Origin of the sequence: Hymenobacter sp. H14-R3 (assembly GCF_030063445.1) — a bacterium.
Taxonomy (GTDB): domain Bacteria; phylum Bacteroidota; class Bacteroidia; order Cytophagales; family Hymenobacteraceae; genus Hymenobacter.
The window spans coordinates 1-26,014 of the sequence record NZ_JASITD010000013.1 but is presented as its reverse complement, the minus strand read 5'-3'; the positions used below and the strand labels follow the sequence as shown (position 1 = coordinate 26,014).

Here is a 26,014-nt window from a genome sequence, read left to right as displayed (position 1 = left end):
ATCAACTGAGAACCCCGCGCTGCTTACCAGAGCCGCGTATCGGTGATGCCGGGTGGCAGCGGGGCCATGGTGCCCAGGCCCAGCACGCACCAGCCGTCTTCGACGCCGAAGGCGCCGCCGGGCATCACGTAGCTGGCCCAGCGCAACAGCGTCTGGCCGCTGTAAACCTTGGTATCGGGGTCGTATTCCCTAATCAGGAGCGCGTCCCCGACCTGATAATCACAGTCGTTCTCGCGCACGTCGAAGGGTTTGGTGCCGGCGGCCACGGCCAGGAAGCAGGGCGTCCAGAGTTGCAACTCGTGGGTGCGGGTGCGGGCAGTAGTGACGGTAGACATAGGGGAGGCAATGTAGTGCTGCATAATATAAAGGGGCCGCGTTCGAAGGCCGAATACTCGTAATTTACGTAGGAAACGCGTCAGTCGCTATTATCGTGCCGTTAAGTCTCAGCCTATTATGGTGGGCCGGCCCCGAGCTGCGCAACGTAAGCCCCTCTCTATGAAGCCTTTCTTCCGCTGGCTGGCCCTGCCCCCGCTGGGCCTGCTGCTGGCCGTGGCCGTCGTGCTGCTGGCCAACGAATGGGCCGTGGCCCGCGCCAGCCATCGCGTGGCCGACGTACCCTACGTGGCCGCTTCGGCCCCCGACTTCGACGCCCAGCGCCACTTGCTCGACATCTACCAGCCCACGGGCAAGGCCGCCGCGCCCCGGCCGGTGGTGCTCTTCATCCACGGCGGCAACTGGAACAGCGGCAGCAAAGACAATTTTCTGTATAAAGCCATGGGCCGGCGCCTGGCCAAGCAAGGCTTTGTGGGCGTGGTGATTAGCTACCGGCTCTCGCCGCAGGTACTGGTGACCGGGCAGGCCCAGGATGCCGCCCGCGCCCTGGCCTGGACGGTGGCCCACATCAAGGAATACGGCGGCGACCCGGCCCGCATCGTGCTCATGGGGCACTCGTCGGGCGCGGGGCTGGCCGCACTGCTGGCCACCGGTTCCGACACGCTGCTGGCCCGCGTGGGCCTGCCCGCCCACGCTGCCCACGCGGTGCTGCTCGATGACCCCGCCGGCCTCGACATGCGCGACTACCTCAGCAAAATGCAATACGCCGGTGATGCCGAGTACCTCATCCCGTTCAGCAAAGACCCGGTGGTGTGGCGGCAGGCCTCGGCCATCTACCACATGCGGGCGGGCGCGCCGCCGTTCAGCATCTACGTCGGCGGCGAAACGTACCCCGGCATCAGCAGCAGCAGCGAGCAGTTTCGGCAGCGGCTGAAGCAGCTGGGTGAGGAGCCGAAGTTTACCATCGTGCCCGGCAAGAAGCATGTGGCGATGGTGACGCAGCTATTCTGGAATAATAATCAGATTTACAAGGAGTTGCATAGGTTGGCGAAGTAGCGGGGGAGTTAGCAAAGGGGAGTTAGCAAATAGGAGCCTACCGTCAGATTTTTAAGGTGATAGGTACTCTAAAAGAGAATCTAACCGGCTCACCGTCAAGGCGAGCGACTTTGAATCGCCTCAGCTTACTCACTGCCTGCACGGCCTCGGCGTTAACGGATGGGCAAAGGCCTTCGATAACCTTTGCATCTTCTACCTGGCCCTGCGTATTGACGTAGAAAGTGAGGATAATCTGGCCTTGGATACCCGCCCGGCGGGCATCTTCAGGGTACGTGAAGCGCCTGCTAATGGCCGCCGAAATAGCGCGCGGGCTACCGTTACCTTCCGAGTACACGGGGATAACGTAATACTCGTAAAAGGGCACGGCAGCTCCGCTGGCGGCAAAGCACTCACCGTCAAGCCGCTGGCCGGCGGCGTAGTGTTCGCGGCGCTTTAGCTGCCCGCTGGGGTAATACCAGCGGTGCTCGCCGGTAGTTGCGCCGTGCGTGTATTCCCGATGGATTTTCAACTGACCGTTTTCAAAGAAATAGGCGCTTACCCCGTGGGAGCGGCGCGTGCGAATGTTCTCAAATCCCTCTTGGCTTTGCAACTGCCCGCTCAGAAAGTAATCGCGTACTGTGCCGGCCGTGCTGTCGCGCCACTCAGTTTCACGCCGATACTTGGCCCCGGTTGCAGATGGTAATACCTGCCAGACTGAATCGAGAAACTGCCTTTTGAGCGGTGGAACTATCTGTTGAGCAGCTACTTCACCTATGCCCAAACCAATGCAAAGTAGGACGCATATCAAATATCTCATTCCCAAAAATAAAGCGGGATTCAGGCTAACAGCCTAAATCCCGCTTTTACTAGAATAAATAAGTTGCTCAGTAGCGCTATTGTGCCATCGGGTACTTCAGGCCCATGTTCTCAAACATAAACGCCCACTTATCCACCTGCTCACCAATGACTTGGGCCGTGGAGCGACCCGCGCCGTGGCCGGCCTTGGTTTCGATGCGGATGAGCACCGGGGCCGGGCCCTGCTGGTCGGCTTGCAGGCGCGAGGCGAACTTGAAGGAGTGCGCGGGCACCACACGGTCGTCGTGGTCGGCGGTAGTTATCATGGTGGCGGGGTACACGGCGGGCTTCAGGGCGTGGTAGGGCGAGTACTTGTAGAGGTAGTCGAACATCTCCTTGGAGTCCTGGGCGGTGCCGTAGTCGTAGGCCCAGCCCGCGCCGGCCGTGAACTGGTTGTAGCGCAGCATGTCCATCACGCCCACCGCCGGAAAGGCTACTTTAAACAGCTCGGGGCGCTGGCTCATGGTGGCGCCCACGAGCAGGCCGCCGTTTGAGCCGCCCGAAATAGCGAGGTAATTACTTGAGGTGTAGTTGTTTTTGATGAGGTACTCGGCGGCCGCGATGTAGTCGTCGAATACGTTTTGCTTCTGAAGCTTGGTGCCGGCGAGGTGCCAGGTTTCGCCGTATTCGCCGCCGCCGCGCAGGTTGGGCACGGCGTACACGCCGCCGTTTTCGAGCAAGATGATGTTGGACGTGCTGAAGCCGGGCGTGATATTTACCCCGAAGCCGCCGTAGGCATAAAGCAGGGTGGGGTTTTTGCCATTCAGCACCAGGCCCTTTTTGTAGGTGAGCAGCATGGGCACGCGCGTGCCGTCTTTGGAGGTGTAAAACACCTGCTTCGACTCAAACTTGCTGGGGTCGAACTGCACGCCCGCCTTTTTATACACCGTGGAGGTGCCGCTGGCGATGTCGTACTTGAAGATGGTGGGCGGGTAGGTGTACGACGTAAATGTGTAGTACGTCTCCTTCTGGCCCTTTTTGCCGCCAAAGCCGCCGGCCGAGCCCACACCCGGTAACTGTATGATACGCAGGCGCTTACCGCTCATGTCGTACTGCTCGATCAGCGAGGTGGCGTCTTTGAGGTAGGTGGCGAAGATGTTGCCGCCCACCGTGCTCACGCTCAGCACGTTCTTGGTTTCGGCAATCAAATTCTTCCAGTTGGCTTGCTTGGGCGCGGCGGCATCCACGGTTACCAGCCGGAAATTAGGCGCGTTGTGGTTGGTGTAGATGTAGAGCTTACTACCCACGTTATCAACCACGTAGCCCTGGCTTTTCTCGTCGGCCACCACGTTGATGATGGGGCTGCCGGGCTTGCTGAGGTCCTGCAAATACAGCTCGTTGCCGGTGGTGGTGTTGGCCCCCGTGATAATGAGGTAGCGCTCGTCCTCCGTCACGTTGGCCCCAATGTAGCGGTGCGGCGCGGCCTCGCCGCCAAATATCAGTTTGTCGGTACTTTGCGCGGTGCCCAGCTGGTGGTAGAACAGCTTGTGAATCTGGGTTTTACCGGCCAGTTGGCTGCCGGCCTTCGGCTTGTCGTAGCTGCTGTAGTAGAAGCCCGCGTTGCCCTTCCAGGCCAGGCCCGAGAATTTGACGTCCTTAAGCGTATCGCCCACCAGGCTTTTGTCGCTGGTTTTCAGCACGATGACCTTGCGCCAGTCGGAGCCGCCCTCCGAAATCTGGTAGGCGGCCAGGGTGCCATCCTGGGTAAACTCGATGCCGGCCAGCGAGGTGGTGCCGTCCTTGGAGAACGTATTGGGGTCGAGAAACACCTCGGGCGCACCGGTGCCCAGCTGCCGGTACATAACGTACTGGCTTTGCAGGCCGGTATTTTTGGAGAAATACGTGTACTTGCCCTCCTTGGTGGGGGCCGAGTATTTCGCGTAGTTCCAGAGCTTGGTGAGCCGCTCGCGGATGGCCTCGCGGAACGGAATCTTACCCAGGTAGTCCTGCGTCACCTGGTTTTCGGCCTGCACCCAGGCCTTGGTATCGGCGGCCTGGTCGTTTTCCAGCCACCGATACGGGTCGGCCACCTTGGTGCCGAAGTAGGTGGTCATGGTATCGACCTGGCGCGTGGCGGGGTAAGGCAGGGGCTTAATACTGGCCACGCCCTGCGCGCTTACCTGGCTCGCCGCGAGCAGCGCCAGGGCTGAGATAGGAAGAAAGTGCTTCATAGACAAAGAGTTAAGGGGGAAGGTGAAATTAAAGCCGTCTGTCATTGCTGCGTTGCGCTCGCAATGACAAACGGCTTACCCAAAGAGCGCGCCTTGGCGCTGGGGTTGCTCGAAGGCCAGCAGCCATTGCTTGCGCACCAGCCCGCCCGCGTAGCCAGTGAGCGCGCCATTGGCCCCGATAACGCGGTGGCAGGGCCACACGATGGCCAGCGGATTTTGCCCGTTGGCGGCGCCCACGGCCCGCACCGATTTGGGGTTGTCAATCAGCCTGGCCACGTCGAGGTACGAGGCCGTGCGGCCGTGCCCGATGCCGGCCAGCGCCGCCCACACCTGCCGCTGAAAATCGGTGCCCGTGAGCGACTTATAAGTTAAGTTAAAGTCAATCAGTTCTTTATGAAAGTAGGCGTTCAGCTGGTGGTAGGGTTCGCGCAGGCAGTCGGCCAGGTCGGCGGGGGCGGTGGGCGGCGGCACGTCGTGGTCGAGAAACTGCACGGCGTGCAGCCCGGCATCAGAGGCGCGCAGGGCCAGCATCCCAATGGGCGAGTAGAGGTGGGCGAGGGCTTGCATGGAGATGTGCGGTAAGCTTTAGCTTGTCGTATTATTTTGATTATTAACAAAATACGGCAAGCTAAAGCTTACCACACACTCCTTTACCCCACCAACATGCGCTGGCGGCGCGGCTTAGCTTCGGCTTGCTGCACCATGGCCTGCTGCACCACTGCCTGCGCTTGCAGCAGCGCCTCGGCGCTGGCGTGGTGCAGGTGGCGGCGGGGCGGGCCATCGGCCCGCAGCTCGGCATCCCAGAGGCCCGAGCGGTGCCAGTTGTCGAGGTGGTCCCAGTCGGGGCGGTCCACGATGGGGTAGAGGCACACGCCCCACAGCGGCAGGCCAGCGCGGATGGCCGTGGCGCACTCCTGGCCAATCATGTGCCACCACTGGGGCCGGTCTACGCCGGGGTGGCTGGTTTCGGTGACCACGAAGGGGCGCTTGTAGCGCTTGTGGGCCTGGGCCAGCAGGTCGCTCAGGGGCACCCAGCGGGGGTCTTGCACGGTGTCGTTCCAGCCCAGGTGGCGGTGGGGGTGCAGCTGCCACTGGTTGTCGTAGTAGTAGTTGAAGCCCACCATATCGAGCAGGCTTTCGTGGCCGCCCAGCTCGGGGCACAGGCGGCCCGAGAGGATATCGGTGGCCTGAAACTGGTTGATGTGGGCCTGGCGGGCTTCGCGCTGGTGGCTGGCCCAGGGGTTGAGCGGGGCCACGATGTTCACGAGCGGCTCGGTGCTGAGGAAGCGGATGCTGGGGTCGGCCTCGCGCAGGGCCCAGCTGCCCTCAATGTAGGCGCGCATCAGGCCCAGCTTCACTTCCCAGCCCTGGCCCACGCAGTAGGGCGAGGTGCCGCGGGCATCGCCGCCGAGCCACGACATAAAGCTCACCTCATTGATGGGCGTCACGATGAGCGTGCCCTCGGGCCGCTCGGCGCGGTAAAAGGCCACAAACGCCCGGCAGAGTGCGGCAAAGCGCCGGGCAAACATGGGGTGCAGCGGCGTGAGGTCGTCGGGGTAGCCGAAGTGGCACAAGTCCCAGACCTGCTGAATGCCGTGGCGCTTACCAGCTTGCAGCATCGTTTTCACGGTGCTCCAATCGTACTGGTAAGGCGTTTTTTCAATCATCGCCCAGCGGATGCCTTCGCGCACGGTGCGCACGTTGAAGGGCCCGAGGTCGGTGTAATCCTCGTCGAGGAGCTGCAAGTGGCCGGTGAGCGGCAAAAAATCGACCCGGTTGCCAAAGGCATTGAGCTGGTCGGTGCACTCGTAGCCGCCCCACCAAAACGAATCGAAGGGAGAATCTGTCGAGGTAACTGCCATAGTAATAGGGTAAAGTGAAGCAGCGCGGCCGGCCTACTCGCGGCCCGCCAGCGACTTGGCTTCGATGAAAATGCGTTTGAACTCGGGGCGTCTGGCCCGGATGGTATCCTGCACCGCTACCACGGCTGCTTCGACCTGCGCGGCCGTGAGGTGGTCGTCGAAGTCCACGTCGAGAGCCAGCATCACGTCGTCGGGGGCCAGGTACATGGTGAGGGGCGGGCGCACGGTGGTTACGCCGGGCACCTGGCGGGTGAGCTCCTGCACCAGCAGGGTGGTTTCTTCATTCACGCCTTCGCCAATGAGCAGCGCCTTAGTGCGCGACACCAGCAGCACGGCCACGCCCATCAGCAGCAAGCCGATGATGATGGAAGCCCCGCCGTCAAACGACGGATTATTCAGTAAATGACCAAAATACACGCCGAGCAACGCAATGAGCAGGCCGGCCACGGCGGCCGCATTCTCCAGCACCGAGGCAAACACGGCCGGGTCGTGGCTGGTGCGCAGGGTGGTCCAGAAGCTGGTACCGGCCACCTGCCTTTCCAGCAGCGCCCGCACCGAGAGCCCCAGCGCCGCGCCCTCAAAAAGCAGGGAAATGCCCAGCACCACGTAGTTCCACAGCGGGTTTTCGAGCGGCTCGGGGTGCTCCAGGTGCTTGATGCCTTCGTAAAAAGACATGCCGCCACCAATGGCAAAGATGAGCACAGCCACAATCAAAGCCCAGAAATACAGCTCTTTACCGTGGCCGAAGGGGTGCTGCGCATCGGCTGGGCGCTGGCTGCGGCTCATGCCATAAAGTAGCAGCCCGCCGTTGCCGGTATCTACCAGCGAGTGGATGCCCTCGGAGAGCATGGCCGACGAGCCGGTGAGGTACGCGGCCACAAATTTGCTGATGGCGATGGCTACGTTGGCGGCGATGCCACCGTAGAGCGAGAGCTTGGAGGAAGAGTTTGCAGACATAGGCAACTGGCGTGTACGCGGCCGGCGGGCCGGGGGTTGGCGGTGGGGCAGCTGGCCGCCAACGCAAAAGCCCCGCAAGTGCCGAAGCAGCTTACGGGGCTTTTACTTGTTAAGGAGCCTCTTATTGGACTCGAACCAACGACCTGCTCATTACGAATGAGCTGCTCTACCAGCTGAGCTAAAGAGGCGCTTTTGCCAACGCCTGGTGCCGTTGGGGGTGCAAATATACGTTGCCGCGCCGCTGCCGCGCAACCCTTCGCAAAATTTTGCGCAACCCTACCGGGTGGGTTTCGTCTGCTACTTAGTCCAGCGTTCCTTTTCCCTGCTCCATAATAGAAGACTATTGGCTTCCCTCGCCGCCGGCTTTGCTGGGGTTCTGGCCCTCACGGCCCTGCACGAAACCGCCCGCCGCCTGCGCCCCGCCGACGCCCCCCGCATGGATGTGCTCGGCGAGCGCGGCCTGCGCAAGCTACTAGGCCTGGCCGACTTGCCGCAACCCGACGGCGACACGGCCTACACCGCCACCATGCTCGGCGATGTGCTAAGCAATGGCTTGTATTACAGCCTGGTAGGCAGCAGCAAGCACAGCCTGCGCCGGGGCTTGCTGCTGGGCGCAGCTGCTGGCGTGGGCGGCGTAGTGCTGCCGGGCCCGCTGGGCCTGGGCAACGGCCCCAGCAACCGCACCCCCCAAACCCAAGCCATGACCGTGGCCTGGTACACCGTGGGCGGGCTGGTGGCCGGCGCGGTGGCTCAGAGGCTTCGAAAACGAAACAAGTAATTAGTAGTCAATTAGTTACTGACTAAGCCGGCTGCCGGCCGCATCCACGGTGAGCGTGGCCGCCCGGCCCACTACCAGCGCCTGGTTATCAGCTTCATGGCCCACCGGGAAGCCGTAGCCCACCGGAAATGCGTAGCGCTGGGCGTAGTGGTCGATAATCTCGTAGGCCGACTGGCCGAAGGGCACGGTGTTGTCGCGCATCTGCGAAAAGTGGCCCACCGCCAGCCCGGCGAGGCCCGCCAGCTGGCCGCTGCGGTGCAGGTGCAGCAGCATCCGGTCGATGTGGTAGAGGTACTCGTCGAGGTCTTCCAAAAACAGAATGCGCCCCGCAAAGCTGGCTTGCGAACCGGTGCCCGTGAGGGTGTGCAGCAGGCTCAGGTTGCCGCCCACCAGCTCGCCGGTGGCCGTGCCGGGGCGGTTGAGCTCGTGGGCGAAAGCTTCGCAAGTGCCTGATTCTTTGAATAAGGCGTGGTGCAGGCTAGCCAAGGCCGCCTCCCCGTTTTCCTGCCCAAACAGCACCGGCATTACCCCGTGAATGCTCTGGTAGCCCAGGTGCAGCAGGTGGCTGTTGAGCACCGTCACGTCGGAAAAGCCGGCCACCCACTTGGGGCTTTCGGCAAAGGCCCGGAAGTCGAGCTCGTCCACGAGGCGGGCGGTGCCGTAGCCGCCGCGGGCGCAAAAAATGGCCCGAATGCTGGGGTCGTCCAGCTGGCGCTGGAAGTCGCGGCGGCGCAGGTTGTCGTCGCCGGCAAACTGGTGGCTGGCCGCCCCAATGCTTTCGCCCAGCACCACCTCCAGGCCCCAGCCGGTGAGGGTTTGGCGGGCCAGCTCGACCTCGGTGGGGCTGATTTTGCGGGCGGGGGCCACAATGGCCACGCGCTGGCCCGGCCGAAGCGCGGGCGGAGAAATAGCAGGCATAGGGCAAGCGGCGGTTGGGAGTGGTGGCCGGCCCGCAAAGAAACCATGGCCCGCGCATTAACCCTGGCCCGCCAATTTCCGCTGGCAACTGTTATACTGAGGTAATATATTCTTAATCAAGATATTTACGTAAAATTGTCTGTCCTTGCGCAAGCCTTCACTCAACCTGATTGCCGCCAGGCAGTCGCTTTTTCCTCTTCCTTATGAACCCACTTCTCCGCTTGTTCCTGATGCTGTTTTTGCTGGGTTGCGCCGGCCGGGCGGCGGCTCAGTTGGCCCCCATCGACACCACGGGCGGGCGCTACTACCAGCCGGTTTTTGCGGGTGTCACGGTCACCAGCAACGTGGTGTATGGCTCGGCCACCACCTTCGCGGGCACCACCCAGCAGCTGGCGATGGACATTTACCAGCCCACCGGCGACACGGTGAAGCGGCGGCCGCTCCTGCTTTTTGCGCACCAGGGCGGCTTCCTCACGGGTTCCAAAACCGATGCCTACATGGTGAATATCTGCACGCGCATGGCCCGGCTGGGCTACGTCACGGCCAGCATCGAGTACCGGCTGGGGTTTCCGCTCACTGGCATCGCCCGGCCGGCCGACACGGTGGGCGTGGCGCAGGCCGCCATCCGGGGCATGCAGGATATGCGGGCCGCCGTGCGCTTCTTCCGCCAGGATGCCGCCACGGCCAAGGCTTACCGCGTGTACGCCAACTACCTAGTGGCGGCGGGCTCGTCGGCCGGGGCCTTTATCGCCCTGCAAATCGGCTACTTAGATAAGGCTAGCGAAGTGCCCGCCTACGTGGGCCTGGCCGCGCTGGGCGGCATAGAGGGCACCGGCGGCAACCCGGGCTACAGCAGCGCCGTGGCCGCCGTTATCAGCCTGAGCGGGGCCACCCAAAGCCCGAGTATCATCGAAGCTGGCAACGTGCCGCTGTGCAGCGTGCACGGCACCGCCGATGCCACGGTGCCCTATTTGCAGGGTAAAATCGGCTCGTTGCTGCCCCCCAAATATGTGTATGGCAGCGGCCGCCTGCACCCGCGCGCCACGGCCCTGGGCATCCGCAACACGCTGCGCACGCTAAAGGGCGCGGGCCACATCCCGTTTGAAAACAACGCCACCTACGCCGACACTGCCTTCTGGACCATGCGCGATTTTCTGCGGCCGATTCTGCGCCTGTCGGGTTCCGTGCTAGCGGCGCGTAGCGGCAACGTGCATATTATTAATATGTTAGCCTACCCCGCGCCCGCCCGCGACTTCGTGCAGCTAGCCCTGCCCGAAAACTGGCGCGACCTGGGCGAGGCCCAACTCTTCGACCTGACGGGCCGCGTGGTGCGCCGCCTCACGCCCGCCGCCCGCGAGGTGCAGCTGGCGCGCGGCAGCCTGGCGGCCGGCATCTACTCGCTCAGGTTTGCGGGCCAGGCCCCGGCGCGCGTCGTGTTTGAGTAAGTGCCGCAGGGGTTGGCCATTGCTTGCTGGTACGCAGCAGGGGCGGGCTATTTTCGTAAATCGCGCCACCCCTCCCCGGCAGTGCGCCAGGGCTTGCCTAGCACAGCGCCCGCTAGCAAGCTACCTTGGCCAGTGCGCTAGTAGCGCGGCAGCGGGCACTGCCGGGTGCGGGCTAGCGGGTTGGCCCATCACTTAGATTCTCCTCCAGTAACATGAAAAAAGTATCCCGGCGCGGGTTTGTCGAGCGGTTGGGGCTAGGCCTGGGAGCCTCGCTGTTAGTGCCTGCCTTTGAGGCATATGCAGCAAAGAAAGCCCCGCTGTACGCGGGCAAAAAACTGCGGGTGGCCCTGTGTGGGTTGGGTCGGTATGCCAATCTGGTGCGTGAGGGCCTCGCGGCCTCGCAGTATTGCCAGTTGGCGGGTATCGTCACGGGCACCCCGGCCAAGGCGGCCCAGTGGCGCAGCGCCTATGGCATTCCTGAAAAAAACGTGTACTCGTATCAAAATTTCGATACCATACTCGCCAACAAAAGCATCGACGTCGTTTACATCACCCTGCCCAATGCGCTGCATAAGGCATTCACGTTGCGGGCCGCCAAAGCCGGCAAGCACGTGATTGTGGAGAAGCCGATGGCCCTGACCGAACAAGATTGCCAGCAAATGATAGCGGCCTGCCAGCGGGCCGGCGTGCAGCTGGCCGTTGGCTACCGGTTGCACTACGAGCCAAACCACCTCGAACTCAAACGACTCGGCCAGGAAAAGGTATTCGGGCCAGTTCGGCTGATTGAAGCTTCCCTGGGATACCGCCTGGCCGACATCAGCCCCGAGGACTGGCACCTGAAAAAAGCGCTGGCCGGGGGCGGGCCGCTCATGAACCTGGGGGTGTACTGCGTGCAAAGCAGTCGCTACGTGCTTGGCGAAGAGCCGGTGGCGGTGAGTGCGCAGTTTGGCCCCGTCACCCTGCCCGACTTGTTTAAGGAAGTGGAGGAGTCCATTACCTGGCAGCTCTACTTTCCCAGTGGCGCCTTGTGCACGTCCACCGCCACCGCCACTTGCAACATTGACCGGTTTTTTGCCTCGGCCGATAACGGCTTCTTTGAGCTCAGCCCAGGCCTGAGTTATGGGCCATTTAAAGGCCGAAGCAGCCAAGGCGCATTTAACTTCCCGGTTATCAATCAGCAAGCCGCCCAAGTAGACGGTATCGCGCCCTTCCTGCTGGACAATAAGCCCCTGCCCGCCCATATTTCGGGCGAGGAAGGGCGCAAAGACCTGCGGGTGCTGGACGGCATTTACCAGGCGGCGCGTAGCGGAGAAAAAATAACCCTGCGGTAAACCACGCAATCAGGCCTACCCACCGGCGGCATTGGCGTCGGTGGATAGGCTTAGCAGAGGCTTCTGGGCAGTTGACCCTGAGTGCTCATTCCCAATGGCTTGCAGCAGGCGCTCTTTCCATTGCTGAAACTCGGGGCTGGTGCGGCGGCGGGGGCGGGGCAGGTCCACGCGCAGCGTCTGGCTGATGCGGCCGGGGTGGCCGTGCAGCACCACCACGCGGTCGCTGAGCACGAGGGCTTCCTCCACGTCGTGGGTCACGAGCAGCAGCGTGGGCCGCGCATCGGCCCACACATCGAGCAGGTGCTCGTGCAGGCTGGCTTTGGTGAAGGGGTCGAGGGCGCTAAACGGCTCATCGAGCAGCAGCAGCGCCGGCCGCGTCACCAGCGCCCGCGCAATGGCCACCCGCTGCGCCATGCCGCCCGACAGCTGCCGCGGCAGCGCCCCGGCAAATTTGCTGAGGCCCACCCGCGCCAGCACGGCCGCCGCGCGCGCCGCCTGCTCCTCGGCCGGCAGGTGCCGAATGCCGAAACACACATTATCCTGCACGCGCAGCCAGGGCATGAGGCGCGGCTCCTGAAAGATGACGCCCATGGCCGGGTGCGGCCCGCTTAGCGGCTCATTCTTCATGAGTACGCGGCCGGTGCTGGGGGCATCCAAGCCCGCCACCAGGCGCAGGAGTGTGCTTTTGCCGCTGCCGCTAGCCCCCACCAGCGTCACGATTTCGCCCGCCTGCAAGTGCAGGCTGATGCCAGCGAGCGCCACCACGCCGTTGTCAAACTGCTTGCCGATGTGGTCGAGTTGAAGCATGGTAACGTATTGATTGATAATGGGTAATCGCCGGTCATTGCGAGCGCAACGCAGTGGAGCGCGGCAATCTTTCCTTCACGTTGGGGTTACTAACGCTAATGCTGAGGACGACCAGGAAAGATTGCCGCGCTCCACTGCGTTGCGCTCGCAATAACAAATGGCTCAGGTAGTTGTGCCGTGCGTATCCTGCCAGCGCAGCAACCGCCGGCTCAGCCGCGCCAGCAGCGAATCGGTGCAGCGGCCCAGCACCGCGAAGAGCAGAATGCTGGCCAGAATAGTCTGCGGGCGGCCCGTCATCTGGCCATCAACCAGCAGGAAACCCAGGCCTTTCGTAGCGCCCATTATTTCGGCGGCTACCACAAACATCCAGCCCAGGCCCAGGCCGTTGCGCAGGCCCACGAAGTAGGCGGGCAGCGCGGCCGGCAAAAACACCCGCCGCACCAACTCCAACCCCGATAGCCGGTACACGCGGCCCACCTCCACCAGCTTGCGGTCCACGTTCTGGATGCCGCTCATCACCGCCAGGTACACCGGAAAAAACACGCCCACCGCAATCAACACCACTTTCGAGGTTTCGTAAATGCCCATCCAGAGGATGAAAAGCGGCACCCAGGCCAGCGACGGAATATTGCGCAGCCCTTGCAGTAGCGGGTCGAGCAGCCGGCGCAGCAGCGGCAGGTAGCCCGTGAGCGCCCCCAGCGCGGTGCCCAGCGCCGTGCCCAGCCCAAACCCCAGCAGCACCCGCCCCAGCGTGAGGCCCAAGTGCGGCCACAACTCGCCGGTGCGCGCCAACTCGGCTATGGTGGCCAGCACCCGCGAGGGCGCGGGCAGCAGGTTGGGCGGCAGCGCACCGGTGCGGGCCAGCACTTCCCACAGTGCCAGCAGCAACACCGGCAGCACCGCACCCAGCGGCCATTGCCAGCGGCGGGCGGGCCGCGGGGCGGTGGCGCGCACGGGCCGCGGTGCTGCCGGGGCCAGCAGGGGAGTAGCTAAGGTGGAAACGGCGGACATCTTACAGGAGAGTTACAGCGGTTTGGAAGTTCGGGTGCAGCGGGAAGGAATTAAGCATTAGAAATGATAAATTAAAAATTCAACTACCCGATTTTTAATTCTTAATTCCTTCCGAAATAGTATCTGGACTTAGAAATCGCTTTAGCGCACGGCCACCGGCGGGGCCGCGAGCTTGGCTGCGTACTGCGTGTCAATCAATTCATTCACTGTCTTTTGCACATTCACGGTGGCGTCGATGGTGCCGCTCTTTTTGAGCACGTCGCCGGCCGCCGCAATGGTGGCGCGCTGCTGCGGGCCAAACTGCACGATGCTGAAATCGGTGCGGCCTAGCTGCTTGGCGGCCACGGCCGGGCTCAGCTTGGCCGCGGTAGCCAGGGTTTGTTGCAACTCGGCGGGGTGCTCGCGGGCCCAGGCGCGGGCCTGCTCGTAGGCGGCCAGCACCTCGGCCACCAGGGCGGGGTGCTGGGTGGCAAACTCCTCGCGCACGTTGAGCACGCCGTAGCTGTTGAACTCGGGGTTGCGGTAGAAAAGCCGGGCGCCCGACTCCAGTTCAGCCTTGGCCATGTGGGGGTCGAGGCCGGCCCAGGCATCCACGTCGCCGGTGGCCAGGGCGGCGCGGCCGTCGGGGTGCTGCAACGGAATCAGCTCAATGTCCTTTTCGCTCAGCCCGGCCTGGTCGAGGGCGCGCAGCAGAAAGATGTAGGGGTCGGTGCCCTTGGTGGCGGCCACGCGCTTGCCCCTAAGGTCGGCCACCGACTTAATGGCCGAATTGCCATTCGTAACCAGGGCCGTCCACTCGGGCTTCGAGTAGATGTAGATGGCTTTCAGCGGGTTGCCATTGGCCCGCCCGATGAGCGCCGCCGCGCCCGCCGTCGAGCCAAAGTCGATGCTCTTGCCATTCAGAAACTCTAGCGCCTTGTTGCTGCCCTGGCTCAGTACCCATTCTACCTTGATGTTTTGCTTGGCCAGGTCTTTTTCGAGCCAGCCCTGCTGCTTCAGCACCAGGCTCAGCGGGTTATAATAGGCGTAGTCGAGCCGCACGGTTTCGGGCGCGCTGGCGGCAGTGCCGGCGCTGGTGCCGCCGCCGCAGCTGGCCAATAGGCCAGCCAGCGCGAGCGCGCTGGCCAGCCGCGTAAGTGGCCGATGAGATACGGAGAAATAGGACATAGTCAGTTTGTAAAGCTCAGAAAGCATTTTAAGGTAAAGTACTAAAAACCTGATGGTTATACGAAAAGGTGCTAAAGCCCAAAGGCAACCAGCCAAAACTGTTCTTGGCTAGCTATCCTCATGCCCTAGCCGCGCTACCGCGCCGGGCTACGCCGCCAGCGCCGCCGCGTAAAAAAGCTCCAGCGACTGCGTTATCTTGCTGGTTTCCAGCAAAAAGCCATCGTGGCCGAAGCCCGAATCCAACTCGTTATACACCGCGCCCGCAATGCCCTCGGCCAGGGCGTGCTGCTCGCTGACCGGAAACAGCACGTCGGAGGTGATGCCCAGCACCAGCGTGCGCGCCCGAATGCCGGCCAGCGCCGCCGCTACGCCGCCCCGGCCGCGGCCCAGGTTGTGCGAATCCATGGCGCGGGTGAGCACCACGTAGCTGTAGGCGTCGAAGCGGGCCACCAGCTTGTTGCCCTGGTAGCGCTGGTAGCTGCTGGCCCGGAAGCCGCGCAGGCGCTCGGGGTCGGGGTCGGTTTGGGTGTTGGCGTAGGCCTCGTAGCCGCGGTAGCTGAGCAAGGCCACGGCGCGGGCGGCCGCCAGGCCGGCATCGCCGCCGCCGGGCCGGTTTTCGTGGTAGGTGGCGTCGGCCTCAATGGCCAGCCGCTGCGCCTCGTTAAAGGCAATGCCCCAGGCCGAGTGCCGGGCGCTGGTAGCAATAACTACCAGGTGGCCAATTACTTCTGGATTACTCACAGCCCACTCCAGCGCCTGCTGGCCGCCCAATGAGCCGCCAATGAGCGTGTGAATGTGGGCCAAACCCAGCTCCTGCCGCAGTGACTCGTGGGCCGCCGCCATATCACGAATAGTTACCAGCGGAAACTCCTGAAAGCGGCCCTGCCCGGTGGCCGGGTCGGCCGAGAGCGGGCAGGTGCTGCCGTAGCACGAGCCCAGCACGTTGGCGCACACGATGAACCAGTCGGCCGGGTCAAAAAAACAACCGGCTCCAAACAGCCCCGGCCACCAGTCCAGCACATCGGCGTTGGCCGTGAGGGCGTGGCACACCCACACCACGTTGTCGCGGGCAGCGTTGAGCTGGCCCCAGGTGCGGTAGGCTACCTGGGCACCGGCCACTAATTGCCCGCTTTCCAGCGGAAAGGGGTCGGGAAGCTGGAAAAGCTGATTATGCATAACTCCGGTTAAATTTTCCGCAGAGGGTTTCGCAGCACGTTCTGCCACTTCTGCGAAATCCTCCGCGGCCTCTGCGGGCTAAAAAAATCCGCGCCGTTACACCTCCAGCGGCTGGGCGTGCTGCGCGGCCGGCTCCAGAATGCGCTCGTCGCTCTCCTCGCCCTTGGGCGTAGCGGCGGTGGCGGCCACCAACGCCTGCCCCAAGTCGGCGGTGATGTCGTCGATGTGCTCGATGCCCACCGACAGGCGCAGCAGCGTGGGCGTTACGCCCGCCACCAGTTGCGCCTGCTCGCTCAGCTGCTGGTGCGTGGTAGCCGAGGGCTGAATGATGAGCGTTTTGGCATCGCCCACGTTGGCCAGATGGCTGATTAGCTTGAGGTTATCGATAAGAGCCACGGCCGTTTCCTTGGTGCCGTGCAGCGTGAACGAGAGCACGCCGCCGAAGCCGCGCTTCAGGTATTTGGCGGCGTTGGCGTGGTGCGGACTGCTGGCCAGGCCGGGGTAGTTTACCTGGGCCACCTCGGGGCGCTGCTCCAGCCACTGGGCCACTTTGAGGGTGTTTTCGACGGTGCGCTCCACGCGCAGGCTCAGCGTTTCGAGGCCTTGCAGCAGCAAGAACGAGTTGAACGGGCTGATGGCGGGGCCAAAATCGCGCAGGCCCTCTACCCGGGCCCGAATGGCGAAGGCGATGTTACCAAACGGCCCGTTTTTGCCAAACACGTCGTTGAAAACCAGGCCGTGGTAGCCCTCGCTGGGCTCGGTAAACTGCGGGTATTTGCCGTTGCCAAAGTCGTAGGTGCCGCCGTCCACGATGATGCCGCCCACGCTGGTGCCGTGGCCGCCAATCCACTTGGTAGCCGAGGCCACCACAATGCTCGCGCCGTGCAGCAGGGGCTGAAACAGGTAGCCGCCCGCGCCGAAGGTATTGTCCACCACCAGCGGCAGGTCGTGCTTCTTGGCCACGGCCGCAATGCGCTCAAAATCAGGCACGCTAAAGCTCGGGTTGCCAATGGTTTCGACGTACAGCGCCCTAGTGTTCTCGTCAATCAGCTTCTCGAAGCCGTCGGCCGAGTCGCCGTCCACGAAGCGCGCCTCAATGCCCAGGCGCTTGAAAGCCACCTTAAACTGGTTGTAGGTGCCGCCGTAGAGGTACGAGCTGGCCACCAGGTTGTCGCCCTGCTGAAGGATGTTATTGAGCGCAATAAACTGCGCCGCCTGCCCCGAGGCCACGGCCACCGCCGCCACCCCACCTTCGAGCGCCGCCAAGCGCTGCTCAAACACGTCGGTAGTGGGGTTCATCAGGCGGGTATAAATGTTACCAAACTCCTTAAGGGCGAAGAGGTTGGCGCCGTGCTCCGCGCTCTTAAACACGTAGCTGGTGGTTTGGTGAATGGGCACCGCACGCGAGCCGGTAGTGGGGTCGGGCACTTGCCCGGCGTGAAGTTGCAGCGTTTCGAAGTGCAAGGTTGGAGTAGCCATGACGGTAAGAAATTAAAGGCGTTTTGAATTGAAAATCAAGAAGATAAAAAGAGCCTGCTACTAAGCCAACTGCGGAACCGGCAACTGCTCCAGGGCCCGAATGATGTCGGCCGGGTCGGCGCGGTGCTTGAAGCTGGCTTCCACCCAGCGCCAGCCAATCACGCCATCGGTGTTGATAATGAACGTGGCCGTGAGGGGCAGCTCGTCGGCGGCCGTGCCGTTGAAAGTAGCCAGGTCGATGCCCACGCCGCGCAGGGTGGTAGCCACCTCGGGGCCCACGCCGTAGGCCAGGCCATACTGCCGGGCCACCACGTTGCCCACGTCGCTGAGCACCGGGAAGGTAAGTTCTTTCTCGCTGGCAGTGAGGCTGCTAACCTCGGGCGTTTGGGGCGAGATGGCTACCAGCGTGGCCCCGCGCAGGGCCAATTCGGGCAGCGCCTGCTGGTAGGCCCGCAGCTGCACGTTGCAGTAGGGGCACCAGTTGCCGCGGTAAAAAGTGAGTATCACTGGCCCCTGCGCCAGCAGCGTGGCCAGGGCCTGGGGCTGGCCGTCGGCATCGGGCAGGGTGAAATCGGGGGCTAGCTGGCCGGCGGCCAGCGCGTAGTGGGCCAGCCCGGCGGCGGCTACCTGGGCAATGCCCCCGTCAATAGTTTGCGAAGCGGCCGGCGGCAGAACGGTGGCCAGGTGCTGGGCCGTAGCGGCCAGCGCTTGCTGAAAAGGGGTGGGCGAAGTGGGGAAAGACTGAACGAAAGCAGACATGCGACAAAGGGAAATAGCGACGACAAAAAAGTTTTTGATAAACTCCGCGCTGTTGGCTGTTTCGCTCCTCTGTAAAGCTTCGTGCAAGAGGCTTTAAGATAAATATTTGTTAATCAATAAGTTACACTTAAGTAACCGCATTAGTTAACCGTTGCCGGGGCCTGGCCAGCCGGCAAGAATACTACCCACGAAAAGAGGAGGAAACAGCGCCGAAAGCGTTAGCCTCGACAACAACAGCACATTCGCATTCGCCGGGCGCAGGGGGCCAGGCTAGCTACAGCCATTTGCAGGAAATACCCGGAACCGCCCGCAAGCGCGGTGGTAGATGGGGAAGCAGCGAAAGTGGGTGCGTGTGCCATGGTACTCGGTTTATAGCCCCCCAGGCTGCACAAGCAGCTGCCGGGGTAGGAATTGGCACCTTTCAGCGAGTGAAGGTTGCCAGCGGGTCAGGGAGCCTAATCTCTCGCCGCTTCTGTATAAAACTTACTAAAACTACCCCGCCTGCTGCGGAGAAGTACCGATTGGTAACGGCAAAGATAGTCGCAGCCTTGGAATGTGCAAGAATACCTAAAAAAATGTAGGGTAAGCGTTGGGTTGCCGGGCGCGTTTCACGTCCGGCAACCCAACGCTTACCCTACATTTTAGTGGCCCGCAGGCAGCTCAGCTGCGCAACGCGCCAAAAATCAGGCTTTCCAGAAAATTATAAATGTTTTTCTCGGGCGAGCTGGCCGGATTGGTATCGGTGAGCGAGGGCAGGTGCTGCACAAAAAATAGCTGCTTGCGGGCGGCTTCCAGCGCGGTGCTCACCAGGGCGCGCGGGTAAGGGTAGGCGGGTTGCAGCTCGCTCACCACGGCCGCAATACTGGCTACCAGGCGCTTATATTCCTGAAACAGGCCTTTCTGGTTCTCGTCGTCCACGTCGCGGATGAGGTACGACTTGGAGGCTTCGTTCACCACAATGCGGTAGAGGGCCGCCTCGTTGAGGCCGGTAGGGGCGGGGGCATCGGCGGGGGCGCGGGTCATAATGCCCAGAATCAGGCGCAGGCGCTGGGCCGGGTCGGCCACGTTGTGGGTATGAAACCGAATCTGGAAGCCCAGCCAGGCCCAGTACCACGACACGAGGTAGACCAGCAGCCGGTGCTTGTTTTCGAAGTAGCGGTACAGCGAAGCCTCGGTAGAGCCCATGCGCTGGGCGAGCTTTTTGAACGTGAATTGCTCGAAACCCAGCTCGTCGATGAGCACAATGCCCTCGGCCACCAGGCGGCGGCCCAGCTCCGTATCCTGCGGGTCGCGCAGGAAGAGGTTGTCGTTGAGGTCGATGCGAAGCTGCGTGTTCATGAGCCAGGGGCAGTAAAAAGTTTAGCCCCCAAAGATGCTGGATTTACTGGCCCGGCCGGGGTACCATGCGCTTGCATTGGCCTGGCGCTACTCGCCCTGCCCCAGCGAAAACGCCCGCTGGCCATCCATCAAATACAGGTGCTCGGTTTTGATGACGTACAGGTTAAAGTCGACGAGGCGGTGCAGCAGCGCTAGGATATCGGCAAAGGGCACGGGGGTAAACTCGGGCTGGCTGCCGCCCACGCGCGCCGTGGCCGCCACGAAGCGGCAGCGCCAGTGGTCGGTGCAAAACGTTTCGGCGTGGCCGTTGGGGTACACCTTCACCCCGCGGTTGGTGATGAGCTTGAGCTTCAGGCGGTGCCCGGTCAGGGTTTCGAGCTGCTGGCCCAACTCATTGGGGTCGAAGCCGTCCCAGCGCAAAAACACATCGACGCCCACCAGCTGCTGCTCTGCCACTGGCCGCTTGAACGCGGGCTGGCTGGTAGCCGCGGGGGCCGGTGCGGCGGGGGCCACCTGCATGGCTTCCAGCTGCTGGGGCAGGCGGCCGAGGCGCTCAATTACGGCCGTGGCAAAGTCGCTGGTACTCAGCAGGGCCTGGCTGGTGCCGGGCGTATATATGTCGGCGGTGTGCTGGCCGTCTTCCAGGGCGCAGAGCCAGGCGTTGTGCACTTTGGCGGCTACCTCCTGCTGGCCCAGGTGCACGAGCATGAGCACGGCCGCCTCCAGCAGGCCCGACGGGTTGGCTATGTTCTTGCCCGCGATGTCGGGGGCCGAGCCGTGAATGGCCTCAAACAAAGCCCCGTGGTCGCCCACGTTGGCCGAGCCGGCCAGGCCCACCGAGCCCGCTATTTGCGCCACCACATCCGAAATAATGTCGCCATACAGGTTCATGGTCACTACCACGTCGTACCGCTCGGGCGTGTCGGCCAGGCGCGCCGTGCCGATGTCGATAATCTGGTGGTCCTGCTCTAGGTCGGGATATTCCTTGCCGATTTCCTGAAACACCCGGTGAAACAGGCCATCGGTGAGCTTCATGATGTTGTCCTTGGTCATGCACGTTACGCGGTGGCGGCCGTGGTGGCGGGCATACTCAAAGGCGTAGCGCACAATGCGTTCGCAGCCCGAGCGGCTCACCAGCTTCAGGCACTGCACCACGTCGGGGGTCTGCTGGTGCTCGATGCCGGCGTACAGGTCCTCCTCATTTTCGCGGATAATTACTACGTCCAGCTTGGGGTGGCGCGTGGCCACGGCCGGGTGCAGCGAGCGGCTGGGCCGCACGTTGGCGTAGAGGCCCAGCGTTTTGCGCAGCGTTACGTTCAGGCTTTTGTAGCCGCCACCCAGCGGCGTAGTAATGGGGGCCTTTAGCAGCACCCCCGTGCGCCGCAGCGAGTCCCAGGCCTCGGGCCGGATGCCCGACGTGTAGCCGGCGCGGTACTCGGCCTCGCCCACTTCGATAAACTCAGGCTCCAGCGCTGCGCCGGCCGCATCGAGCACGCGCAACGTCTCGCGCATAATTTCCGGGCCAATACCATCGCCCATGGCGACCGTGATACGGGTTTTGGGTTGCATAAACTAGCAAAAAAGGAAAGTTGCCGCCAGCCAATGGGCCGGAGCTTGGCCGGGCAAAGATAGTAAGGCATTTCATTTTGATAGTATTACTTTTAAAATTAAAAGTAAGGGTCTTATGCGGCATGTTTTCTCCGAAGCTGAGAGGTCAAGGTGGGGATTACTACAGGCTCCTGTATGCTAACCAGCCAGAAAACCAAAAGGGGCCAAAAACAAAAAGGCCACCCCAATGCTGGAGTGGCTTTTCTCACCTTTTTTCTGCAAAAAGTACCTAGATACTAGGTAGGGTTAACTCCTGACCTACTTCGATGAGGTCGGGGTTACTGCCGATAATGGCCTTATTGGCCTCGTATATCTGGTGCCACTTGGCGGCGTCGCCGTAGTGTTGCTTGGCAATGTGGGAAAGGGAATCGCCGCTTACTACGGTGTAGGTAGTGCCAGCAGCGGCATCGGCGGGTTTGTTGTTGCCGAAGAAATCGGTGCCAGCGGCGGGCTGGGTAGCATCAACCGGCTTTTTATCACCTTCGTTATTCAAAAAATCGAGCAAGCCCATGTGACAAGTGCGGTTAGGGTGTGAAAGAATAGCTGCCGCAGCAGGGCTGGGTGGCGTGCAGCTTTTTACGGAGGTGCTGCGGGATGGTTACTAGATATAACTAAAAAAAAAGCGGTGCGTAAGCAGAGCCGAAGTCAGTTACGGCTTTTCTTTCACCCTCTCTCTTTTTTGTATGAATTTTTCACCCGTATCCTTCCGCTCCTACTTTGCCTCCATGCTGAGCGTACTGGCTTTCCTGTTCGTCGTTTCGTCGTGCGGCAGCGATAAAGGCAAGGTAGAAGGCGTTAACATGTTATATGGCACCAGCAGCAAAGCCTGGGTGACCGACAAGCAGACCGATGCCGCCGGCGACAAGATGAAGCAGAGCGATGCCGACGAGAACATGGAAATCAGCTTTACGTCGGGCGGCACTTACGCTGGCACGCAGAGCGGCAAGTATGTGTTTGACCAAGCTGGCAAAACCATCACCATGACGCCCGAGGGCAGCGCCACCAGCAACACCTTCAACGTAGAAACGCTGACCGATAGCAAGCTGACGCTGGTAGGCACCAGCGGTGCCAAGCTGATGCTGAAGAGCAAGTAGGCCACGCTGCTAGAAGGGCCTATGCCCACCCCAAGGCCTCGCCCCGGTAACGGAGCGGGGCTTTTTTTGGTAGTGCGGAAGCTGGCATACCGGGCCGGCTGGTTCCGTAGTTTGTAAGAAGGCTGCCCGCGGAAGGCAGCGCGGCTAACTTAAGTATTTGCGCTCATGCACGCTAGTTGTAAAGGACTGATTTTTTGGATGTTGCTTGGGATGCTGCCGTTTGAGGCACGGGCGCAGACCCCGGCGGCGCTGCCCCTGCGCGCCCTGCGCAGCGTGGCCCCCACCGATACCACCTTTGCGGAGCTGGAGTTTTTGCGGGCCGAAATTGGGGGCGCGCGGGTCGTGTTTTTGGGCGAGCCCACCCACGGCGAGGGCAACGTGCTGGCGGCCAAGGCCCGGCTGCTGGCCTTTTTGCAGCAGCGCATGGGCTTCACCACGCTGGGCATGGAGAGCGGCTTCTTTGACCTGTACAAGGCGCAGCGGGCAATCGGGGCGGGCAAGTCGGTGCTTAAAAACCTGCAAAGCAGCGTGTTCCCCATCTGGATGCGCACGCGGGAGTTTCAGGCGGTGGTACCGCTGGTGGGGCCCGATGGCCTGCGCATTATGGGGTTTGACCCCCAGCTGACCGGCGACTATAGCGACGATTTGATAGACGACCTGGAGGATTTTCTGGACGAAGCAAAGGGAGCTAAGAGCATCAACTTCGAGCTGCTGGGCGAGGCGACCAGCTACCTGCAGGAGCATTATGAGCTGCCGCTCACCCAGCCGCTGGCGGCCTTCGAGGCCGAGTTGGACAAGGCCGAGCCGCTGCTGCGCCAGGCGGCCGCCGCGCCCGGCGCCGCCCGCCGCAACGAGGCGGTGTTCTGGCAGCAGTGCCTGCGCAGCCTGCGGGCGCTGGCCCGCGACTACGCCACCCACAATCCCAACGCTAAAACCGCCGCCACCTTCGTGGCCGCCGATAGCAACCCCCGCGACGCCCAAATGGCGGATAACCTGCTGTGGTACCTGCGCCAGCACCCCACCGAAAAAGTGGTGTGCTGGGGCGCGCTGCCGCACTTCGCCAACCACGTAGAAACGCTGGGCAGCGAGGAGCTGCGTGCCTACCGCCCCATGGGCCGCGCTGTGAAAGCGGCCCTGGGCCCCAACCAAGTGTACATCCTGGGTACCCTGGCGGGCGGCGGCACCCACGGCCTGGTGGGCACCGCTGGCCAGCCCGTGCCCACCCCCGCGCCCGGCACCCTGGAGGCCAGCCTGCTGGCCCTCGACTCGCCCTACGCCTTCGTGAGCCTGAAGCACGATGCACCCGGCCTCCAGCTTACCACCTATGCCTTTGATTACCAGCCACTAGCCGGCCCCTGGAGCGAAGTGGTGGATGGCTTCCTGTTTTTGCGCAGCGTGGCGCCGCCGCACCTAGCGGCGGCCGATAGCATGGCCACCGCCGCCGCGCCGGCCGCCAAGGGCGACAGCGCCGCGGCGGCCGCGCTGGCCAGCCGCCCGCCCGGCTCGCTCAACCCCGCGCCCGGCCGGGGCGGGGCCACGCTGGGCCGCCCGGTGGCGGCAGCCGATGTATCGGGGCTGCGCACGGTGCGCGGAGTGGTGCTCGACCAGCGCCGCCGCGCGCCGGTGCCCTACGCCTCGGTGCAGGTGGCGGGCCAGGGCCGGGGCACGGTGGCCGATGCGCAGGGGCGGTTCTCGTTGCCGCTGCCGGGGCCTACTGCCTTGCAGGTCAGTAGTTTGGGCTATGAGGTGAGCGTGGTGCAATCGCCGCGCGGCAGCGAAGAGTTGACCGTATTAATGGCCCCCGCCACTTACGCGCTCGATGAGGTGCGGGTGGCCGCCGCGCCCCTCGACCCGGTGGTGATTATGAAGCGGATTATCAAAAATATTCCCACTAATTATGAGCAGCAGGACTACGCTACGGAGGTGTATGCGTACCGCCGCCTCAGCAACTTCGACACGCTGCGCTACGAAGCCGAAACGGTGAGCCGCATGCGGGTACCGGCCGGCTACCGGCACTTTGGGGGTGGCTTTCTGATGCTGGAGGAAGGGCCGGAGGTGCAGGTGCAGCAGCAGCATATTTTGGCGCAGCGAGGGCCCCGGCAGCGGCGGGACGAACTGGGTGGGGTGCAAGGCTTTACGCCTGGCACCGCCGACCCGGTGCGAATTTCGCCGCTTTTCGTGGCCCGCAACCTGCGCAAGTTCACGCTCAAGCTCGACAGCACGCGCCAGCAGGGCAACGAAACGCTGTACGTGCTGAGCTTCGCCGCCCGGCGGGCCAACCTGCGCAGTACTGGCACCTACCTCACGGGCGTGTACCAGGGCCGGCTGCTGGTGCGCCAGCGCGACTACGCTGTGCTGCGCTACGAGGCGCTGTGGCAGCTCGACACGGCTACTTTCAACGGCGTGGCTCGCAAAAACGCCGGCCGCCAGACCCGGCTGGCGCAGCTCTACAGCCAGGTATTCAGCGCCGACCGCAGCACTCACACCGTGGATTACGCCAAGGCCACCAACGGCCGCTATTACGCCCGCCGCAGCATCGGCCAGAGCCAGCGCGCCGGCCGCACGCTCAACAGCCAGCAGCCCTTTTATTACCAAACGCTGGTTGAGCAGTTCTTGCAGCCCCTGCCCGAGGCTGGCCCGGCCCCGGCCCCCAAGCCAAAACCGAAGTCGAAAGGGGAGGTGCCGGTGCCAGTCGAGGTGCCTTACCGGCCCGAGTTTTGGGCGGGCTACCAGCGGCCGGGCGGGCCGCTGGCGGGGGCTACGCCGGCTACTGCGCCGCCGGTGGCCCAGCCGTAGCCGGGGCTGCCGGCCGGCGGCCCGCCCCGGCCAGCCAGCGCGGCAGGTAGGCTACGCCCAGCGCCAGGTAGAAGTAGTAGGTAACGATGCGGTAGAGCAGCACCAGGAAGCTCGTCATGGCCGCCGAGCCCATGAAGTGGCCGAAAAACGTGGGAAACGCGCCCTCGGCAATGCCCGCGCCGCCCGGCGTGATGGCCAGTAGCAACACCACTTTGTAGGTGATGTTGCGGGCAAAAATGAATAGAAACGTGCCCGTGCTCATGGGCGTGAAGGCCGCAATGAGGCAGCCGATAACGGCGTAGCGGGCCGTCCAGACGAAGACCGTGCTTAGGCTGGCGCGCCACCAGTAGGCCGCTCCCGCCCCTTGCAAGTGCTTGGAAGCCAGCACCATTTCCTGGCCCTGCCGGTAGGCCAGCCGCCGAAACCGCCGCAGCACCCGCAGCGACGCCAGCCGCACCAGCAGCCGCCGCACCGAGCGCGGGTTGATAAAGAGTGCGTACATCAGCAGGGCCGAGTAGGCCGACACTGCTACGTAGCTGAAGATGAAAATGGCCCGCAGCGTTTGCACAAACGCCGATTGCAGGCCCTGCGGGTAGAGGCCGTCGCCGGCCAGCCACACCACCAGCGGCACCATCAGCACGTAGTAGAGGTTGTCGAGAAAGGCCGTCACGATGGTGTAGGCAATGGCTTTGCCCAGCGGAATGCCTTCGCGGCTGAGGATAACCGGGGCCGCCGCCGTGCCGCCCGCCGCCGAGGGCAGCACGCACGAGGCAAACTCCCACACCACAATCACCCCAAACGACTGCCGCCAGTTCAGCGCGCCCTCGGCAATGCCCCGGATGCGGTAGATGTAGCCCAGATCGCGGGCCCATAACACCAACAGCGTGATTACCAGCCACTCCCACTTGGCATTGGCCAGCGGCGCGAGGTCGCCGGGCTTATACGAGCGCCAGAACAGGAACGCCACCACGCTCAGGCCGATGAGGGCCGGCAGCACAATGCGCGACGGCCGCAGCTGCCACAGCAGGTCGGCTTCGGGGCGGGCAGCGGGCGGTGGCGGGGGGGCGGGTCGGGGCATAGGCAGGGGTAAGGTC

Annotated in this window: 23 protein-coding genes, 1 tRNA gene and 1 riboswitch; of the genes, 6 read left to right on the top strand and 18 right to left on the bottom strand. The window is 63.1% G+C overall.

Going from position 1 to position 26,014, the window contains the following annotated elements; all coding sequences use genetic code 11:
• Nucleotides 1-23 precede the first annotated feature (23 nt).
• Nucleotides 24-359, bottom strand: coding sequence for an ASCH/PUA domain-containing protein (locus QMK33_RS13075; protein ID WP_283565043.1), 336 nt, complete (start codon nt 357-359; stop codon nt 24-26).
• A gap of 136 nt (nt 360-495) precedes the next feature.
• On the opposite strand from QMK33_RS13075, the gene QMK33_RS13070 reads away from it, so the two are divergent.
• Nucleotides 496-1,389 carry an alpha/beta hydrolase gene (locus tag QMK33_RS13070; protein WP_283565042.1) on the top strand — a complete coding sequence of 298 codons (894 nt, stop codon included), beginning with the start codon at nt 496-498 and terminating at the stop codon, nt 1,387-1,389.
• 43 nt (nt 1,390-1,432) lie between these two features.
• Here QMK33_RS13070 and QMK33_RS13065 read toward each other — a convergent pair whose 3' ends face one another.
• The 6 genes from QMK33_RS13065 to QMK33_RS13040 all read right to left on the bottom strand — a co-directional run bounded on the left by QMK33_RS13065 (nt 1,433) and on the right by QMK33_RS13040 (nt 7,401).
• Entirely contained in the window at nt 1,433-1,897 is a 465-nt protein-coding gene (locus tag QMK33_RS13065; RefSeq protein WP_283565041.1) for an energy transducer TonB, read from the bottom strand.
• 364 nt (nt 1,898-2,261) lie between these two features.
• Nucleotides 2,262-4,394, bottom strand: coding sequence for a prolyl oligopeptidase family serine peptidase (locus tag QMK33_RS13060; RefSeq protein WP_283565040.1), 2,133 nt, complete (start codon nt 4,392-4,394; stop codon nt 2,262-2,264).
• 75 nt (nt 4,395-4,469) lie between these two features.
• Nucleotides 4,470-4,961, bottom strand: a complete 492-nt coding sequence (locus QMK33_RS13055; protein ID WP_283565039.1) for a methylated-DNA--[protein]-cysteine S-methyltransferase — start codon at nt 4,959-4,961, stop codon at nt 4,470-4,472.
• 83 nt (nt 4,962-5,044) lie between these two features.
• Entirely contained in the window at nt 5,045-6,256 is a 1,212-nt protein-coding gene (locus tag QMK33_RS13050) for an amine oxidase (RefSeq protein WP_283565038.1), read from the bottom strand.
• Between the two features lie 33 nt (nt 6,257-6,289).
• Complete coding sequence (locus QMK33_RS13045; RefSeq protein WP_283565037.1) at nt 6,290-7,213, bottom strand: cation diffusion facilitator family transporter; 924 nt, start codon at nt 7,211-7,213, stop codon at nt 6,290-6,292.
• A gap of 115 nt (nt 7,214-7,328) precedes the next feature.
• Nucleotides 7,329-7,401 (bottom strand) — tRNA-Thr (locus tag QMK33_RS13040).
• A gap of 155 nt (nt 7,402-7,556) precedes the next feature.
• Here QMK33_RS13040 and QMK33_RS13035 point away from each other — a divergent pair.
• A complete protein-coding gene (locus QMK33_RS13035) occupies nt 7,557-7,991 on the top strand; it encodes a hypothetical protein (protein ID WP_283565036.1) in 435 nt (144 codons plus the stop codon).
• Nucleotides 7,992-8,006: 15 nt separating this feature from the next.
• Here the strand turns inward: QMK33_RS13035 and QMK33_RS13030 are convergent, their stop codons facing one another.
• On the bottom strand, nt 8,007-8,909 hold the full coding sequence (locus QMK33_RS13030; protein WP_283565035.1) for a S66 peptidase family protein: 903 nt from the start codon (nt 8,907-8,909) through the stop codon (nt 8,007-8,009).
• Nucleotides 8,910-9,112: 203 nt separating this feature from the next.
• Between QMK33_RS13030 and QMK33_RS13025 the strand changes: the two genes are divergently transcribed.
• Nucleotides 9,113-10,354, top strand: a complete 1,242-nt coding sequence (locus QMK33_RS13025) for a T9SS type A sorting domain-containing protein (RefSeq protein WP_283565034.1) — start codon at nt 9,113-9,115, stop codon at nt 10,352-10,354.
• Nucleotides 10,355-10,566: 212 nt separating this feature from the next.
• On the top strand, nt 10,567-11,685 hold the full coding sequence (locus tag QMK33_RS13020; protein ID WP_283565033.1) for a Gfo/Idh/MocA family protein: 1,119 nt from the start codon (nt 10,567-10,569) through the stop codon (nt 11,683-11,685).
• Between the two features lie 15 nt (nt 11,686-11,700).
• Here the strand turns inward: QMK33_RS13020 and QMK33_RS13015 are convergent, their stop codons facing one another.
• From QMK33_RS13015 to QMK33_RS12975, 9 genes are all read right to left on the bottom strand, one after another.
• Nucleotides 11,701-12,492, bottom strand: a complete 792-nt coding sequence (locus QMK33_RS13015; protein WP_283565032.1) for an ABC transporter ATP-binding protein — start codon at nt 12,490-12,492, stop codon at nt 11,701-11,703.
• 162 nt (nt 12,493-12,654) lie between these two features.
• Nucleotides 12,655-13,503 carry an ABC transporter permease gene (locus QMK33_RS13010; protein ID WP_283565031.1) on the bottom strand — a complete coding sequence of 283 codons (849 nt, stop codon included), beginning with the start codon at nt 13,501-13,503 and terminating at the stop codon, nt 12,655-12,657.
• 141 nt (nt 13,504-13,644) lie between these two features.
• On the bottom strand, nt 13,645-14,670 hold the full coding sequence (locus QMK33_RS13005; RefSeq protein ID WP_283565030.1) for an aliphatic sulfonate ABC transporter substrate-binding protein: 1,026 nt from the start codon (nt 14,668-14,670) through the stop codon (nt 13,645-13,647).
• A gap of 147 nt (nt 14,671-14,817) precedes the next feature.
• Nucleotides 14,818-15,894, bottom strand: coding sequence for a homoserine O-acetyltransferase MetX (metX, locus tag QMK33_RS13000; RefSeq protein ID WP_283565029.1), 1,077 nt, complete (start codon nt 15,892-15,894; stop codon nt 14,818-14,820).
• Between the two features lie 48 nt (nt 15,895-15,942).
• Nucleotides 15,943-17,325, bottom strand: coding sequence for an O-acetylhomoserine aminocarboxypropyltransferase/cysteine synthase family protein (locus tag QMK33_RS12995; RefSeq protein ID WP_283565028.1), 1,383 nt, complete (start codon nt 17,323-17,325; stop codon nt 15,943-15,945).
• A 60-nt stretch (nt 17,326-17,385) separates the two neighbouring features.
• Entirely contained in the window at nt 17,386-18,084 is a 699-nt protein-coding gene (locus QMK33_RS12990) for a peroxiredoxin-like family protein (RefSeq protein ID WP_283565027.1), read from the bottom strand.
• A 366-nt stretch (nt 18,085-18,450) separates the two neighbouring features.
• Nucleotides 18,451-18,567, bottom strand: a riboswitch (SAM riboswitch).
• 177 nt (nt 18,568-18,744) lie between these two features.
• Nucleotides 18,745-19,422 carry a TetR/AcrR family transcriptional regulator gene (locus QMK33_RS12985; protein ID WP_283565026.1) on the bottom strand — a complete coding sequence of 226 codons (678 nt, stop codon included), beginning with the start codon at nt 19,420-19,422 and terminating at the stop codon, nt 18,745-18,747.
• Between the two features lie 87 nt (nt 19,423-19,509).
• Nucleotides 19,510-20,991, bottom strand: a complete 1,482-nt coding sequence (locus tag QMK33_RS12980; protein WP_283565025.1) for an NADP-dependent isocitrate dehydrogenase — start codon at nt 20,989-20,991, stop codon at nt 19,510-19,512.
• A gap of 268 nt (nt 20,992-21,259) precedes the next feature.
• Nucleotides 21,260-21,541: a LysM peptidoglycan-binding domain-containing protein gene (locus QMK33_RS12975; protein ID WP_283565024.1), complete on the bottom strand. Its 282-nt coding sequence runs from the start codon at nt 21,539-21,541 to the stop codon at nt 21,260-21,262.
• 172 nt (nt 21,542-21,713) lie between these two features.
• Here QMK33_RS12975 and QMK33_RS12970 point away from each other — a divergent pair, with 172 nt between their 5' ends.
• Nucleotides 21,714-22,124, top strand: coding sequence for a hypothetical protein (locus tag QMK33_RS12970; RefSeq protein ID WP_283565023.1), 411 nt, complete (start codon nt 21,714-21,716; stop codon nt 22,122-22,124).
• A 165-nt stretch (nt 22,125-22,289) separates the two neighbouring features.
• The gene (locus QMK33_RS12965) at nt 22,290-24,920 is read left to right on the top strand and encodes an erythromycin esterase family protein (protein WP_283565022.1); all 2,631 of its coding nucleotides are present in this window, start codon (nt 22,290-22,292) and stop codon (nt 24,918-24,920) included.
• On the opposite strand, the gene QMK33_RS12960 is transcribed toward QMK33_RS12965, so the two are convergent.
• The gene (locus QMK33_RS12960) at nt 24,892-25,998 is read right to left on the bottom strand and encodes a lysylphosphatidylglycerol synthase transmembrane domain-containing protein (protein ID WP_283565021.1); all 1,107 of its coding nucleotides are present in this window, start codon (nt 25,996-25,998) and stop codon (nt 24,892-24,894) included. The genes QMK33_RS12965 and QMK33_RS12960 overlap by 29 nt on opposite strands.
• Nucleotides 25,999-26,014: the final 16 nt, after the last annotated feature.